The 15,566-nt window shown below is 71.7% G+C and carries 10 protein-coding genes; 8 read left to right on the top strand and 2 right to left on the bottom strand.

All coding sequences use genetic code 11. The features are described 5' to 3' along the window. Positions 1 to 42 precede the first annotated feature (42 nt). The 5 genes from ACZ5FU_RS01035 (at position 43) to serA (ending at position 8,753) form a co-directional block, all read left to right on the top strand. Positions 43 to 3,102, top strand: coding sequence for a putative bifunctional diguanylate cyclase/phosphodiesterase (locus ACZ5FU_RS01035; RefSeq protein WP_451777424.1), 3,060 nt, complete (start codon positions 43 to 45; stop codon positions 3,100 to 3,102). A 243-nt stretch (positions 3,103 to 3,345) separates the two neighbouring features. Further along, positions 3,346 to 5,202, top strand: coding sequence for an acetolactate synthase large subunit (locus ACZ5FU_RS01030; protein ID WP_451777422.1), 1,857 nt, complete (start codon positions 3,346 to 3,348; stop codon positions 5,200 to 5,202). A gap of 20 nt (positions 5,203 to 5,222) precedes the next feature. Next, positions 5,223 to 5,750 (top strand): acetolactate synthase small subunit, encoded by a 528-nt coding sequence (gene ilvN / locus ACZ5FU_RS01025; protein ID WP_356562102.1) that lies wholly within the window; start codon positions 5,223 to 5,225, stop codon positions 5,748 to 5,750. Positions 5,751 to 5,866: 116 nt separating this feature from the next. Further along, positions 5,867 to 6,865 (top strand): ketol-acid reductoisomerase, encoded by a 999-nt coding sequence (gene ilvC, locus ACZ5FU_RS01020; RefSeq protein ID WP_451526228.1) that lies wholly within the window; start codon positions 5,867 to 5,869, stop codon positions 6,863 to 6,865. A gap of 298 nt (positions 6,866 to 7,163) precedes the next feature. After that, complete coding sequence (gene serA / locus ACZ5FU_RS01015) at positions 7,164 to 8,753, top strand: phosphoglycerate dehydrogenase (RefSeq protein WP_451777419.1); 1,590 nt, start codon at positions 7,164 to 7,166, stop codon at positions 8,751 to 8,753. Positions 8,754 to 8,806: 53 nt separating this feature from the next. Here the strand turns inward: serA and ACZ5FU_RS01010 are convergent, their stop codons facing one another. After that, a complete protein-coding gene (locus ACZ5FU_RS01010; protein ID WP_469044054.1) occupies positions 8,807 to 10,354 on the bottom strand; it encodes an MFS transporter in 1,548 nt (515 codons plus the stop codon). Positions 10,355 to 10,451: 97 nt separating this feature from the next. Here ACZ5FU_RS01010 and ACZ5FU_RS01005 point away from each other — a divergent pair, with 97 nt between their 5' ends. Then, positions 10,452 to 11,036: a TetR/AcrR family transcriptional regulator gene (locus ACZ5FU_RS01005; protein ID WP_451777414.1), complete on the top strand. Its 585-nt coding sequence runs from the start codon at positions 10,452 to 10,454 to the stop codon at positions 11,034 to 11,036. 118 nt (positions 11,037 to 11,154) lie between these two features. Here ACZ5FU_RS01005 and ACZ5FU_RS01000 read toward each other — a convergent pair whose 3' ends face one another. Further along, on the bottom strand, positions 11,155 to 12,360 hold the full coding sequence (locus ACZ5FU_RS01000) for a PucR family transcriptional regulator (protein ID WP_451526232.1): 1,206 nt from the start codon (positions 12,358 to 12,360) through the stop codon (positions 11,155 to 11,157). A gap of 143 nt (positions 12,361 to 12,503) precedes the next feature. Here ACZ5FU_RS01000 and ACZ5FU_RS00995 point away from each other — a divergent pair, with 143 nt between their 5' ends. Both ACZ5FU_RS00995 and pruA read left to right on the top strand, forming a co-directional pair. Further along, entirely contained in the window at positions 12,504 to 13,430 is a 927-nt protein-coding gene (locus ACZ5FU_RS00995) for a proline dehydrogenase family protein (protein WP_451526233.1), read from the top strand. Between the two features lie 254 nt (positions 13,431 to 13,684). Further along, positions 13,685 to 15,316, top strand: coding sequence for an L-glutamate gamma-semialdehyde dehydrogenase (pruA, locus tag ACZ5FU_RS00990; protein WP_451777411.1), 1,632 nt, complete (start codon positions 13,685 to 13,687; stop codon positions 15,314 to 15,316). Positions 15,317 to 15,566: the final 250 nt, after the last annotated feature.

Below are 15,566 nucleotides of genomic sequence, written 5' to 3'. Positions count from 1 at the left end.
GGGCGTGCGGGACGCCGGAGCGACACGGACCGGGAGGCCCCGGTGAGTGCGCCGCCGACCTCCACGACCCTCCTCGACGGAGCGCCGCGCACCCAGGTCCCGAAGGGGCCGCCGCCCGCCGCGCCGCCGGCCCCCGGCGGCCCCGGATCGAACACGGTCCACCAACTCCTGCTGGCCCTGATCTGCGCGGGATACGCCGTCGGCTCCGCGCTCGGCTGGGGGTCCGACCGGGTCGCGCTCGTCATGGGCGACTTCGGGCTGGCCGCGGCGGCGGGCGCCGCCTCCGTGTCCTGCTTCCTCTACGCGCGCACCCGCCGCGTCCGCCTGCGCCCGGCCTGGCTGCTCTTCTCGTTCTCCTCGGCGATGGCGGCCCTGGGCAACCTGGTCTGGGGATGGTACGAGGTCGTCCTGGAGCGTCCCGTGCCCAGTCCCAGCTACGCCGACGTGTTCTTCCTCTGCTTCGCGCCGCCCGCGATCGTGGGCCTGCTGGTGCTCGCCGCCCGGCCCGTGACCAGGGCCGGCTGGGTCTGCCTCGCGCTCGACGCCTGGCTCATCGCCGGCTCGCTGCTGACCCTCTCCTGGAGCCTGGCGCTCGCCCAGACCGCGGAACTCGACGGACCCAGCGTGGCGCACGCGGCGCTCACCCTGGCGTATCCGCTGCTCGACATCGCCCTGGTCAGCATGGTGCTGGTGCTGCACTTCCGGCGCTCGCCCGTGAACCGCACGCCGGTCAACACCGCCGTCAGCGCCCTCGCGCTGACCGTGATGTGTGACGCCCTGTTCACCTCGCCGCTGATGCACCACAACTACCGCTCGGGCCAGCTCCTCGACGCCGGCTGGTTCGCCGGCTCCCTGCTCCTGGCCTACGCCCCCTGGGCCGCCGGCCGGCACCGCCGGGCGAGCGCCGCGGGGCGCACCCGCGTGGTGCACGGGCACCTGCCCGCACAGCGCACGACAGGCCGTCCGGCCCGGCCGCCCGTGCGGCCGCCCGAGCGGGGAGCCGACCCGGGCCGCTTCCCGGGCGCCCGCCCCATCACCGGCTCCCTCGCCGCCCTCACGCCCTACCTCGCCGCCGCCGTCTGCACCCTGGGCATCCTCTACAACGTCCTCAACGGCCGCAGCGTCGACCGGGTCGTCCTCCTCACCGGCGGCGCCGTGGTGCTGGCCCTCGTGGTGCGCCAGGGCATCATGCTGCTCGACAACATCACCCTCACCCAGGAACTGGCCCAGAAGGAGAACCACTTCCGCTCCCTGGTGCAGAGCTCCAGCGACGTCATCATGATCGCCGCCCCCAGCGGCGTGCTGCGCTACGTCTCCCCGGCCGCCGCCGGTGTCTACGGGCGGTCCGCCGAGGACCTGGTGGGCACCGAACTGGCCGACCTCATCCACCCGGAGGACCTGGGGTGCGTGGTGCACGAGGTGCGCCGCTTCCTGGCCGCCAGCCCCCAGGAGGAACCCACCACCCGCATCGAGTGCCGCTTCCGCTCCGGCGACGGGAGCACCTCCCGCCCGGGCGGAGCCGAGAGCGGGGGAGGCTGGCTGAACGTCGAGTCCACCGTCAACCGGCACCACGGCGGCCTGATCTTCAACAGCCGGGACGTGACCGAGCGGGTCCGCCTCCAGGCCCAGCTCCAGCACAACGCCGAGCACGACCCGCTCACCGACCTGCCCAACCGCGCCCTGTTCACCCGGCGCGTGCAGCAGGCGCTCTCCGGCCGCCGCAGCTCCGACCGGGGCACCGCCCTGCGCAACACCGCGATCCTCTTCATCGACCTCGACGGCTTCAAGGCCGTCAACGACACCATCGGCCACCAGGCCGGCGACGAACTCCTCGTCCAGGCCGCCCGCAGGCTCCAGGACGCCGTCCGGCAGGGGGACACCGCCTCCCGGCTCGGCGGTGACGAGTTCGCCGCGCTGATCGTCGGCGACGGCACCCGCGACCGCGGCGCCCGCGAGGGCCACATACTGGAACTCGCCGACCGGCTGAGGATCACGCTCTCCCAGCCCTATCTGATCGACGGCAACGAGGTGCGGGTCGCCGCCTCCATCGGGGTGGCCTTCGCCGAGGCCGGGCTCGGCGCCGGCGAACTGCTGCGCAACGCCGATCTCGCGATGTACCGGGCCAAGGCGGCCGGCAAGGACCGGGTCGAGCTGTACAAGCCGCAGATGCAGCAGGACGTCGTACGGAAGGCGGCGCTGGCGACGCGGTTGCGGGCCGCCCTGCACGACGGCGAGTTCGCGCTGCTGCACCAGCCCGTGGTGCGGCTGGAGGACGGCCGGATCTCGTCGGTCGCGGCGCTGCCCCGATGGCGGTCCTCCCAAGGGGTGCTGTTCACCCCCGCCGAGTTCCTCCGGGTGGCCGACGAGGGCGACCGGACCGCCGAACTGGGCCGCTGGGTGCTGGAGCAGGCCGTCGAACAGGCCGCCGACCGCACCGCGAGCGGGCCGAACGTGCCGGTGGTGGTCCAGATGGGCGCCCGGCGGCTGCTGGACCGCTCGCTGCCGCCGGGCTCCGTCGAGGCGCTGCTCACCCGGCACGGGCTGTCGTCCGGCTCGCTGGTGATAGAGCTCTCCGACATCGATGCCGGGGTGGCGCTGGAGGAACTGGAGCGCCGGCTCGCCGCGCTCAGGCGCCTCGGCGTCCGGATCGCGCTGGACGGCTTCGGCGGCGGTGTGGCCATAACGGCCCTGCGGCGGCTCCCCGTGGACATACTGAAACTCGACCGCGGGCTGGTCGAGGGAGTGGTGCAGTCCGCGCGGCTGCACAAGATCACCAGTGGGCTGCTGCGGATCGCCGGCGACCTGGGACTCCCGTCCGTGGCCGAGGGCGTGGACCTGCCCGAGCAGGTCGTCGCCCTGCGCGCGATGGGGTGCACGCACGGGCAGGGCATGGCGTTCATCGGCCCGCTCGACGAGTACCGGCTGCGCAGGGTGCTCGGCCGGGGCAGCTGCCCGCTGCCGCACGGGCCCGCCGAGCCCGCGTTCGCCGGGGGCGGCGCGGGGGCGTACAGCGGGAGCGTGCCGGCGGTCCTGGGAGGCGGCGGCCTCGGTGGCGGGACGGCCCTGCGTTCACATGATGAGACCGCCGTCCCACCCACTTGACAGTCGATGCGTGTCGGGGAGAGGGTCAATGCCATGCGCACCCGAATTCTCGTACTTGGACAGCGCGTCGGCTGAGCTGGGACCCACCGGAGGACGATCCGGAATCCCCAGCGACCACACCGGCGCGCTCCCCTCGCTTGCCTTTTGGCACGAGGGGTTTTTTGTTGCACCAGCACCTGCCGTCCCGCAGCACGACACCGCACGAACCTCGCAAAAACCCTCAGCATCGAGAAGAGAATGCCGATGACCGAGCAGGCCACCGGGGCCCATCACCCGCAGCCGCGGCCCCGATCCGGAGGACAGCACTCCGCTCCCGTCGAGCACGTGACGGGTGCGCAGTCCCTCATCCGTTCTCTCGAGGAGGTCGGCGCCGACACGGTATTCGGCATTCCCGGCGGTGCGATCCTTCCCGCCTACGACCCGCTGATGGACTCGACCCGGGTCCGCCACGTCCTGGTCCGTCACGAGCAGGGCGCGGGCCACGCCGCCACCGGCTACGCGCAGGCCACCGGCAAGGTCGGCGTCTGCATGGCGACCTCCGGCCCCGGCGCCACCAACCTGGTCACCCCGATCGCCGACGCGCACATGGACTCGGTGCCGCTGGTCGCGATCACCGGCCAGGTGGCGTCCAAGGCGATCGGCACGGACGCCTTCCAGGAGGCGGACATCGTCGGCATCACCATGCCGATCACCAAGCACAACTTCCTCGTCACCAAGGCCGAGGACATCCCACGGGTCATCGCGCAGGCGTTCCACATCGCCTCCACCGGCCGCCCCGGCCCGGTCCTGGTCGACATCGCCAAGGACGCCCTCCAGGCGAAGACCACCTTCTCCTGGCCGCCCACCATGGACCTGCCCGGCTACCGCCCGGTGACCAAGCCGCACGCCAAGCAGATCCGCGAGGCCGCCAAGCTGATCACCACCGCCAGGCGTCCGATCCTCTACGTCGGTGGCGGGGTCCTCAAGGCCGGCGCGACCGCCGAGCTGAAGGTCCTCGCCGAGCTGACCGGCGCGCCCGTCACCACCACCCTGATGGCGCTGGGGGCGTTCCCCGACACCCACCCGCAGCACCTGGGCATGCCCGGCATGCACGGCTCCGTGGCCGCCGTCACCGGACTGCAGAAGGCCGACCTGATCGTCGCCCTCGGAGCCCGCTTCGATGACCGCGTCACCGGCAGGCTCGACAGCTTCGCGCCGTACGCCAAGATCGTCCACGCGGACATCGACCCGGCCGAGATCGGCAAGAACCGCGCCGCCGACGTGCCGATCGTGGGCGACGCCCGCGAGGTCCTCGCCGACCTGATCCAGGCCGTGCAGAAGGAACACGGCGAGAGCGGGCCGGGCGACTACAGCGCCTGGTGGAAGGACCTGAGCCGCTGGCGCGAGACCTACCCGCTGGGCTACGACCAGCCCACGGACGGCTCGCTCTCCCCCCAGCAGGTCATCGAGCGCATCGGGCAGCTCGCGCCCGAGGGCACGGTGTTCGCGGCGGGCGTCGGCCAGCACCAGATGTGGGCCGCGCACTTCATCAAGTACGACAAGCCCGCCACCTGGCTGAACTCCGGCGGCGCCGGGACGATGGGCTACGCGGTCCCGGCCGCGATGGGCGCCAAGGCGGGCGTCCCCTCGAAGACCGTCTGGGCGATCGACGGCGACGGCTGCTTCCAGATGACCAACCAGGAACTGACCACCTGCGCCCTGAACAACATCCCGATCAAGGTCGCCGTCATCAACAACGGCGCCCTCGGGATGGTCCGCCAGTGGCAGACCCTCTTCTACAACCAGCGCTACTCCAACACCGTGCTGCACAGGGGCCCGGACACGGACGGCGCCGCGGTGCCGAACGCCGGCACCCGCGTCCCCGACTTCGTGAAGCTGTCGGAGGCCATGGGCTGCCACGCGATCCGCTGCGAGTCTCTGGACGACCTGGACAAGGTCATCGAGGAGGCGAACTCGATCAACGACCGCCCGGTCGTCGTGGACTTCATCGTCCACGAGGACGCGATGGTGTGGCCGATGGTCGCCGCCGGCACCTCCAACGACGAGATCATGGCCGCCCGGGACGTCCGCCCCGACTTCGGCGACAACGAAGACGACTGAGCGAGGAAGACCCAAGAGACATGTCCAAGCACACGCTCTCCGTCCTGGTGGAGAACACGCCCGGCATCCTCGCCCGGATCGCCGCCCTGTTCTCCCGCCGCGGCTTCAACATCGACTCGCTCGCGGTCGGCGTCACCGAGCACCCCGAGATCTCGCGCATCACCATCGTGGTGAACGTGATCGAGGAACTCCCGCTCGAACAGGTCACCAAGCAGCTCAACAAGCTCGTCAACGTGCTGAAGATCGTCGAGCTGGAACCCGGGTCGGCCGTCCAGCGCGAACTCGTCCTGGTGAAGGTGCGCGCCGACAACGAGACGCGCTCGCAGATCGTCGAGATCGTCCAGCTGTTCCGCGCCAAGACCGTCGACGTCTCCCCGGAGGCCGTGACCATCGAGGCCACCGGCGGCAGCGACAAGCTCTCCGCCATGCTCAAGATGCTGGAACCGTACGGCATCAAGGAGCTGGTCCAGTCCGGCACGATCGCGATCGGCCGCGGCTCCCGCTCGATCACCGACCGCTCCCTGCGCGCGCTCGACCGGTCGGCGTAACCACGGGACACGGGCGGCCGACACCGGCCGCCCGTATACCGAGACCCCGAGACCTTCCTTCCGCCCGCCGTCATACGGTGGGACGCAACACCTGCACACCAAGGAGAGAACCCAAAGTGGCCGAGCTGTTCTACGACGCCGACGCCGACCTGTCCATCATCCAGGGCCGCAAGGTCGCGGTCATCGGTTACGGCAGCCAGGGCCACGCCCACGCCCTGTCGCTGCGCGACTCCGGTGTGGACGTGCGGGTCGGTCTGCACGAGGGCTCCAAGTCCAAGGCCAAGGCCGAGGAGCAGGGCCTGCGCGTGGTGAGCCCGGCGGAGGCCGCCGCCGAGGCCGACCTCATCATGATCCTGATCCCGGACCCGATCCAGGCCCAGGTCTACGAGGAGTCCATCGCCCCGAACCTGAAGGACGGCGACGCCCTGTTCTTCGCGCACGGCTTCAACGTGCGCTTCGGCTTCATCAAGGCGCCGGCCGGCGTGGACGTCGCCCTGGTCGCCCCGAAGGGCCCCGGTCACCTGGTCCGCCGCCAGTACGAGGAGGGCCGCGGCGTCCCCGCGATCGCGGCCGTCGAGCAGGACGCCACGGGAGGCGCCTTCGCGCTGGCTCTGTCGTACGCCAAGGCGATCGGCGGCACCCGCGCGGGTGTCATCAAGACCACCTTCACCGAGGAGACCGAGACCGACCTGTTCGGTGAGCAGGCCGTGCTGTGCGGCGGCACCTCGGCGCTGGTCAAGGCCGGTTTCGAGACCCTGGTCGAGGCCGGCTACCAGCCGGAGATCGCCTACTTCGAGTGCCTGCACGAGCTGAAGCTGATCGTGGACCTCATGTACGAGGGCGGCCTGGAGAAGATGCGCTGGTCGGTCTCCGAGACCGCCGAGTGGGGCGACTACGTCACCGGCCCGCGCATCATCACCGACGCCACCAAGGCCGAGATGAAGAAGGTCCTCGCCGAGATCCAGGACGGCACCTTCGCGCAGCAGTGGATGGACGAGTACCACGGCGGCCTGAAGAAGTACGACGAGTACAAGACGGCCGACTCCGAGCACCTGCTGGAGACCACCGGCAAGCAGCTCCGCAAGCTGATGAGCTGGGTCGACGAGGAGGCGTAAGCCTCACGCCGGGGGCCGGAGCGGCGCGCTCCGGCCCCCTTGGCGAACCCCGGCCACCACCGTGCGTCACGGTGTTGTCCACCCCGTCCAGCCACGGACGGGTGATCCTTCCGCAGAGGCGCAAGACGTTTCTCGCCGCGGCACTACACTGCTGCACACATACGCGTCAGGCCCACAGCGTCGTGCGTCTTCCACGCGGCTAGCCCCTCCTCCGCCTGCGGCCGTCGGGACGGCCGTCCGCACGCGCCCCCATAGCCGTTGAGGGATGGGAGGTGCACCCTGACTTGTGAGGACTCACGTGAGCTCGAAACCCGTCGTACTCATCGCTGAAGAGCTGTCGCCCGCGACCGTGGACGCGCTCGGCCCGGACTTCGAGATCCGGCACTGCAACGGAGCGGACCGAGCCGAACTGCTCCCGGCCATCGCCGACGTCGACGCGATCCTGATCCGCTCCGCCACCAAGGTGGACGCCGAGGCGATCGCCGCCGCGAACAAGCTGAGGGTCGTCGCACGAGCCGGCGTCGGCCTGGACAACGTGGACGTCTCCGCCGCCACCAAGGCCGGCGTGATGGTCGTCAACGCCCCGACCTCCAACATCGTGACCGCCGCCGAGCTGGCCTGCGGTCTCCTGCTCGCCACCGCGCGCCACATCCCGCAGGCCAACGCCGCGCTGAAGAACGGCGAGTGGAAGCGGAGCAAGTACACCGGCGTGGAGCTGGCCGAGAAGACCCTCGGCGTCGTGGGCCTCGGCCGCATCGGCGCGCTCGTCGCCCAGCGGATGTCCGGCTTCGGCATGAAGGTCGTCGCCTACGACCCCTACGTGCAGCCCGCGCGCGCCGCGCAGATGGGCGTCAAGGTCCTGTCGCTGGACGAGCTGCTCGAGGTCTCCGACTTCATCACCGTCCACTTGCCCAAGACCCCCGAGACGGTCGGCCTGATCGGCGACGAGGCGCTGCGCAAGGTCAAGCCGAGCGTGCGGATCGTCAACGCGGCCCGGGGCGGCATCGTCGACGAGGAGGCGCTGTACTCGGCGCTGAAGGAGGGCCGGGTCGCCGGCGCCGGCCTCGACGTGTACGCGAAGGAGCCCTGCACGGACTCCCCGCTGTTCGAGTTCGACCAGGTCGTCGCCACCCCGCACCTGGGCGCCTCCACCGACGAGGCGCAGGAGAAGGCCGGCATCGCCGTCGCCCGCTCGGTGCGTCTCGCCCTCGCCGGCGAGCTGGTCCCGGACGCGGTCAACGTCCAGGGCGGCGTCATCGCCGAGGACGTCAAGCCGGGTCTGCCCCTCGCGGAGCGCCTCGGCCGCATCTTCACCGCTCTCGCCGGCGAGGTCGCCGTCCGCCTGGACGTCGAGGTCTACGGCGAGATCACCCAGCACGACGTGAAGGTGCTGGAGCTGTCCGCCCTCAAGGGCGTCTTCGAGGACGTCGTCGACGAGACGGTGTCCTACGTCAACGCCCCGCTGTTCGCCCAGGAGCGCGGCGTCGAGGTGCGGCTGACGACCAGCTCGGAGTCGGCCGACCACCGCAACGTCGTCACCGTGCGCGGCACGCTCGCGGGCGGCGAGGAGGTCTCGGTGTCCGGCACGCTGGCCGGCCCCAAGCACCTGCAGAAGATCGTCGGGGTCGGCGAGTACGACGTGGACCTCGCGCTCGCCGACCACATGGTGGTGCTGCGCTACGAGGACCGTCCGGGCGTCGTCGGCACCGTCGGGCGCGTCTTCGGCGAGGCGGGCATCAACATCGCCGGCATGCAGGTCGCCCGCGCGGCCGTCGGCGGCGAGGCGCTGGCCGTCCTCACCGTGGACGACGCGGTGCCCGCCGGGGTGCTCGGCGAGGTCGCGGCGGAGATCGGCGCGACGTCCGCGCGTGCGGTGAACCTGGTCTGACCCGGGTGCGGGGTCCCAGGACCCCGCACCGGCCCCGGACCGGGCCCTCGTCCTCAGGCTTCCCCGGACCGGCTGAGCGCGCTCGGCCGGTCCGGGGTTTCGCGTGTCCGCCCGTGGGCCCCGGTCCGCCGCAGGGTGACCGCCGCCAGCACCGCGGCGCCCGCCAGCAGCACGGCTCCCGTGACCGCCGCCCCCTGCATCCCGTTGGTGAACGCCTCCCGGGCGGCTCCGGCGAGGCCCGGCACCCGGTCGGCCACCGCCAGCGCGCCGCCCAGGGTCTCGCGCGCCGGCTCCGGTGCCGAGGCCGGGACGCCGTGGCGGTAGATCGCGGTGCCGACGGAGCCGAGGACCGCCATGCCGAGCGCGCCGCCGAACTCCGAGCCGGTCTCCATCAGGGAGGACGCGGCGCCGGCCCGCTCGACCGGGGCGGCGCCCATCGCGAGGTCCATGATCTGGGACATCACCACCACGCTGCCGACCGCGAGCACCGCGCAGGAGGTCAGCACCAGCCACATCGCGTCCGTACCGGCGAGGGACAGCAGGCCGAAGCCGGACGCGGCGATCGCGAAGCCCGCGGTCACGACGTGGGCGCGGTCGACGCCCCGGTGCACCAGCGCGGTGGCCACCGGTGCCGCCACACCGATCGGCACCGAGGGCAGCAGTGCCCACAGGGCGGCCTCCAGGGCGCTCTTGTCGAGCACGGACTGCAGGTACTGCGTGGTGAAGTACGCCGAGCCCATGACGCCGAACGCCGAGACGAGGTTCAGGACGACCGCGGGGGCGAAGCCCCGGCCCCGGAACAGCTCCGGGGAGATCATCGGTGACGCGCAGGTGCGCTGGCGGTGGACGAAGAGCGCCGCGAACAGCAGGCCGACGGTGACCGCGACGACGTAGCGGACGTTCCAGCCCTCGGAGGGGATCTCCTTCAGGCCGTAGACCACGGGCAGTACGGCGGCCAGGGACAGCGGGACGCTCGGCAGGTCGAAGCGGCCGGGCCGGGGGTTCCCGGACGCGGGGAGCAGCAGCGGGCCGAGGACCAGCAGCAGGGCCATGGCGGGCAGGTTGACCAGGAAGACCGAGCCCCACCAGAAGTGCTCGACGAGCACCCCGCTCATCACCGAACCGAGCGCGATGCCGGCCGTCATCACGCCGGACCACAGACCGATCGCCTTCGCGCGCTGGCCCGGGTCGGTGAACATCGTGCGGAGCATGGCCATCGTCGACGGCATCAGGGTCGCGCCCCCGACACCGAGGACCGCGCGGGCCGCGATCAGGGTCTCGGCGCTGTTCGCGTACGCCGCCGCCAGTGAGGCGGTCCCGAAGGCCGCGGCGCCGATCAGCAGCAGCCTGCGGTGGCCGACGCGGTCGCCGAGCGAGCCCATCGTCATGAGCAGGCCCGCCAGGACGAACGCGTAGATGTCGAAGATCCACAGTTGCTGGGTGCCGGTCGGCTCCAGGTCGGCGCCGATCGCCGGGACGGCGAAGTAGAGGACGGAGACGTCCATCGAGACCAGGAGCAGCGGAAGCATCAGCACGCCGAGGGCGGTCCATTCGCGGCGCCCGGCGCGGACGCCCGGGGAGGTGCTCGTCGAGTTCGTCATGCCGGCGACTGTACGGCCGTCATAAACGTTTGTATAGAACGAATGTATAAAACATGCGTCTAGGACGTCCGTATGGACGCCGGAGTAGGCTGCCCGCATGGGACACCGTGAGGATCTGCTGGAGGGCGCCAAGCGCTGCCTGCTCCAGAAGGGGTTCGCGCGCACCACCGCGCGGGACATCGTCAAGGAGTCGGGGACCAACCTGGCCTCGATCGGCTACCACTACGGCTCGAAGGACGCGCTCCTGGCGCAGGCCTACGTGGCGCTGGTCGAGGGGATGGGCGACGCCTTCGAGGGGGGCGACGGGGCGGGACCGGCCGGGGAGCCCGGCTCGCTGGAACGCTTCCGCTCCGTGTGGGCGAACATCATCGGCACCATGCGCGAGCCCGGCTCGGTGTGGCGGCTCAGCATGGAGATCGCCGTCATGGGCGACCGGCTCCCCGAGGTGCGCGACCACCTCGCGCGGGCCCAGCGGGAGGCCGGACGGGGCCTCGTCCCGCTGCTCATGGGCGGCCGCGAGGAGGACGTGTCCGACGAGACCGCGGACACCGTCGGGCTGTTCTACGTGACCCTGATGACCGGCCTCATCGCGCAGTGGACCTTCGACCCGAAGAACGGGCCCGAGGCGGACCGGCTCGCCGATGGGCTGCGCCGGATCGTCGAGGCGGCGACGCGGGGCTGACCACCCGGCCCTCGCGCGTCCGCGCCCCGCGGTCCACGGTCCGCGAAGTGCCGTGCCCCGGCCCGGCCGCGGCGGACGAACGGGGGAGGGGGCGAGGGCCGCCCCGGCGGGCGGGACGTCAGAGCCGTCGCGCCTTGAGGGCCATGTGCAGCAGCAGCCGGTCCTCGCCGTCGTCCAGGTCCAGTCCCGTCAGCTGCTCCACCCGCGACAGCCGGTAGTACAGCGTCTGCCGGTGGATCCCCAACTCGGCGGCCGTGCGGCCCGCCTGACCCGCGCGGTCCAGGTAGGCCTCGGCGGTGCGGGCCAGTTCACGATGGGCCGGGGTCAACAGGGCCCGTACGGCGGGGTCCTGGGCGGAGCCGGGCGGCAGCGCGGCCAGCAGCCGGTAGGGGCCGATCGACGCCCACGCGGCGGTCGGGCCCAGGCGCGGCTCCGCCAGCGCCGCCCGCGCCGAGGCCGACGCCTCCCGCCAGGCCGTCCCCAGCTCGGCGAGGCCCGCCCGCCCCGCCGCGACCCCGGCGGCCGCCCCGCCGGCCCGCTCCAGCAGCCGTCCCGCCACCGAGACCGCCGGGCCCGGGGCCTCCGCCGAGCGCAGCCGGACCAGCACCGCCAGGCACCGGCCGCCCACCCCCCACGGCACGGTGCACACGGCCTCCGCGCCGGGCAGGGTGCGCAGGGACGGCGCGTCGTCGGGGTCGGCCGACGGCCAGGGCGCCACGCACACCAGCGCGTGCGGGCCGTCCGCCCGGGCGCCGAGCGCGGCGCGCAGTTCCGCCACCGCCATGTCCCGCTGCCAGTCCCGGTCGGCGGCCAGGACCGCCCGCAGCTCACGGGTGAGACCGGCGCCGTACCGGGCCTCGTCGGCCAGCAGCGCGCCGATGCGCCCCGTCACCTCCATCGCGCCCGCCAGCTGGTCGTCCGAGGGGCCCGGGTCGCCGTCCAGCAGCCAGACGTAGCCGAGGACGACCCCCCGGTGGCGCACCGGGAGGCAGACGCGGCCCCGGTGGACGCCGGCCTCCGGGGCCGGCGGGATGCGGACCGGGGCCGTGGCGCGGGTGATGCCGAAACCCTCGAACCAGGACCGCACCGCCGCGGTGGACCGCCGGGTGAGGATCGAACGGGTGCGCACCGGGTCCAGGGCGGCGGCGTCCAGCTCGTCCTCGCTGTCGTAGGCCCCGAAGGCGATCAGCTCGAAGTCGCGGTTCTCCAGGGTCGCCGGGGCGCCGAGCAGCTCGGAGATCTCGTCGACCAGCTCCTGGTACTCACCCTTGAAATCCGCCGTCACCCGGTCATTCTCCCGTATCCGCACGCCCGCTTCGTACATCTGTCTGAGATCTGCGGCACGGATGCGTGACAGCTGTCGATGGCCGACGATCGGAGGGATCCTTAGGTTTCACGGTGGTTCTCCGTGCCGTTCCCGAATCGTCGGGAAGCGGCCTCGTATGGGTTGGCAAGTGGAGGTGCCCCGTGCTGGGTCCCGTGATTCTCGCCGCGTCGCGCAGCGACCGGATGCGACGCCTGATCTCGGCGGCCCCGGTGACGAAGCAGGTCGTGGACCGCTTCATCCCCGGCGAGACGGTGGACGACATCGTCCCGATCGTCGAGGAGCTGACCGCCAGGGGCCTGGAGCTGACGATGGACGTCGTCGGCGAGGACATCACCACCCCCGGACAGGCCGCCGCCGCCCGCGACGCCTACCTGGAGCTGGTGGGCCGCCTCGCGGACCTCGACCTCGGCGAGAAGGTCGAGATGTCCGTCAAGCTCTCCATGTTCGGCCAGGCGCTGGAAGGCGGCCACGAACTGGCCCTCGCCAACGTCCGCCCGGTCGTCGAGGCCGCCGCCGCCATCGGCACGACCGTCACCCTGGACGCCGAGGACCACACCACCCTCGACTCGATGTTCGCCATCCACGAGGAGCTGCGGAAGGACTTCCCGCAGACCGGCTGCGTCATCCAGGCCTACCTCTTCCGCACCGAGGCCGACGCCCGCCGCCTCGCCGCGAGCGGCAGCCGCGTCCGGCTCGTGAAGGGCGCCTACAAGGAACCCGCCGAGGTCGCCCACCAGAACAAGCACGAGATCGACAAGGCGTACGTCCGCGTCCTGAGGACCCTGATGGACGGCGAGGGCTACCCGATGATCGGGTCCCACGACCCCCGCCTGATCTCCATCGGCCAGGAACTCGCCCGCAAGGCCGGGCGCAAGCTCGACGAGTACGAGTTCCAGATGCTCTACGGCATCCGCGGCGACGAGCACCTGCGCCTGGCCGCGGAGGGCCACCGCATGCGCGTCTACACCGCCTACGGCACCGACTGGTACGGCTACTTCATGCGTCGCCTCGCCGAGAAGCCGGCCAACCTGCGATTCTTCGCCCGCTCGATGATCAGCAAGGGGTGATGCGCCGGATGAGCCACGGCTGTCGGTCTCCGAGGATTCTCGGAAGCCGACAGCCGCAGCCCCGAGGCCGGCTGAGCCGGGCCCAGATCCGTGGTGGAAAGGAGTCACGGATCCCGTGACTCCGCCCCCGAAGGGGCTTCTCACGGCTCGCCGCAACGAGTCCGTGACGGTCAAGCCCTGACCGCCGCTCACCATACGCAACCGCTTCAGCACCCTTCGGCTGAAGCCAGGGAATCACTCGGAAGAGGTAACCCATGGACGCTGTGACCCAGGTCCCCACCCCCGTCAACGAGCCGGTGCACGGCTACGCCCCCGGCTCGCCCGAGCGCGCCCGGCTGGAGGCCAGGCTCAAGGAGCTGGCGGACAACCCGATCGACCTGCCGATGACCATCGGCGGCGAGAAGCGGATGGGCGGCGGCGAGCGCTTCGACGTCGTGCAGCCGCACAACCACAAGGCGCGCCTGGGCACCTACGCCAACGCCACCCACCAGGACGCCCGGGACGCCATCGACGCGGCCCTCGCCGCCGCGCCCGCCTGGCGCGCGATGTCCTTCGACGACCGCGCCGCGATCATCCTGCGCGCCGCCGAACTGCTGGCCGGCCCCTGGCGCGAGACCCTCGCGGCCTCCACCATGCTCGGCCAGTCCAAGACCGCCCAGCAGGCCGAGATCGACACCCCCTGCGAACTGGTCGACTTCTGGCGCTTCAACGTCGCCTACGCCCGCCAGATCCTCGCCGAGCAGCCCCCGGCGAACTCCCCGGGCGTGTGGAACCGGCTGGACCACCGCCCGCTGGAGGGCTTCGTCTACGCGATCACGCCGTTCAACTTCACGGCGATCGCGGGCAACCTGCCCACCGCGCCCGCGCTGATGGGCAACGTGGTGGTCTGGAAGCCGTCCCCGACGCAGACCCACGCCGCCGTGCTGCTGATGCGGCTCCTGGAGGAGGCCGGCCTGCCCAAGGGCGTCATCAACCTCGTCACCGGCGACGGCGTCGCGGTGTCCGAGGTCGCCCTGGAGCACCGGGACCTGGCCGGCATCCACTTCACCGGCTCGACGAAGACCTTCCAGTACCTGTGGAAGACGGTCGGCGCCAACATCGAGAAGTACCGCTCCTACCCGCGCCTGGTCGGCGAGACCGGCGGCAAGGACTTCGTCGTCGCCCACCCGAGCGCCGACCCGGCCGTGCTGAAGACCGCCCTCACCCGCGGCTCCTTCGAGTACCAGGGCCAGAAGTGCTCCGCGACCTCGCGCGCCTACGTCCCGGCGTCGATCTGGAACTCCGGCTTCAAGGAGGAGTTCGCGGCCGAGGTCGACGGCATCACGATGGGGGACGTCACCGACCTGTCGAACTTCATCGGCGCCGTCATCGACGAGCGGTCCTTCGCCAAGAACAAGGCCGCCATCGACCGCGCGCGGCAGGACCCGTCCTGCACGATCGTCGCGGGCGGCGGCTACGACGACTCGGTCGGCTACTTCGTGCGCCCGACCGTCATCGAGTGCACCGACCCGGAGAACGAGGTCTTCACGACCGAGTACTTCGGCCCGATCCTCGCCGTGCACGTCTACGACGACGAGAAGTACGACGAGATGCTGACCCAGATGGAGTCGGTGTCCGACTACGCCCTCACCGGCTCGGTCATCGCGAACGACCGCGCGGCGGCGGCCCGCACGATGGAAAAGCTGCGCTACGCGGCCGGCAACTTCTACATCAACGACAAGTCGACCGGCGCCGTCGTCGGCCAGCAGCCCTTCGGCGGCGGCCGCGCCTCCGGCACCGACGACAAGGCCGGCGCCCCGCAGAACCTGATGCGCTGGACGCTGACCCGCGCCATCAAGGAGACGCTGGTCCCGCCGACCGACTACACCTACCCGCACATGGGCTGACGCCCCCCGGCGCCCCCGCGCCCACCCCGACGGGCCAGGTCCTGCCGACCTGGCCCGTCGGCATGTCCGGGCGCGGCGCGCTCCCCGGTGAAGACGCAGGTCAGGGCGGTGTGACCGGGAAGCCGTCTCAGATAGTAGGAAGTCCGAGTAATTGTGGAGACAGGCGCGGACTCCTCACTTAGTTTTGTAGGAGCCGAACGTCTCGCTCGACCGAGCGCGTGGCGGTCGTGAGCCGGGCCCGTGCAGGCAA

It is taken from the genome of Streptomyces sp. NPDC031554 (assembly GCF_055580685.1).
Note: the sequence above shows the minus strand (reverse complement) of the source record. Positions and strands in the feature narration are given on the sequence as shown.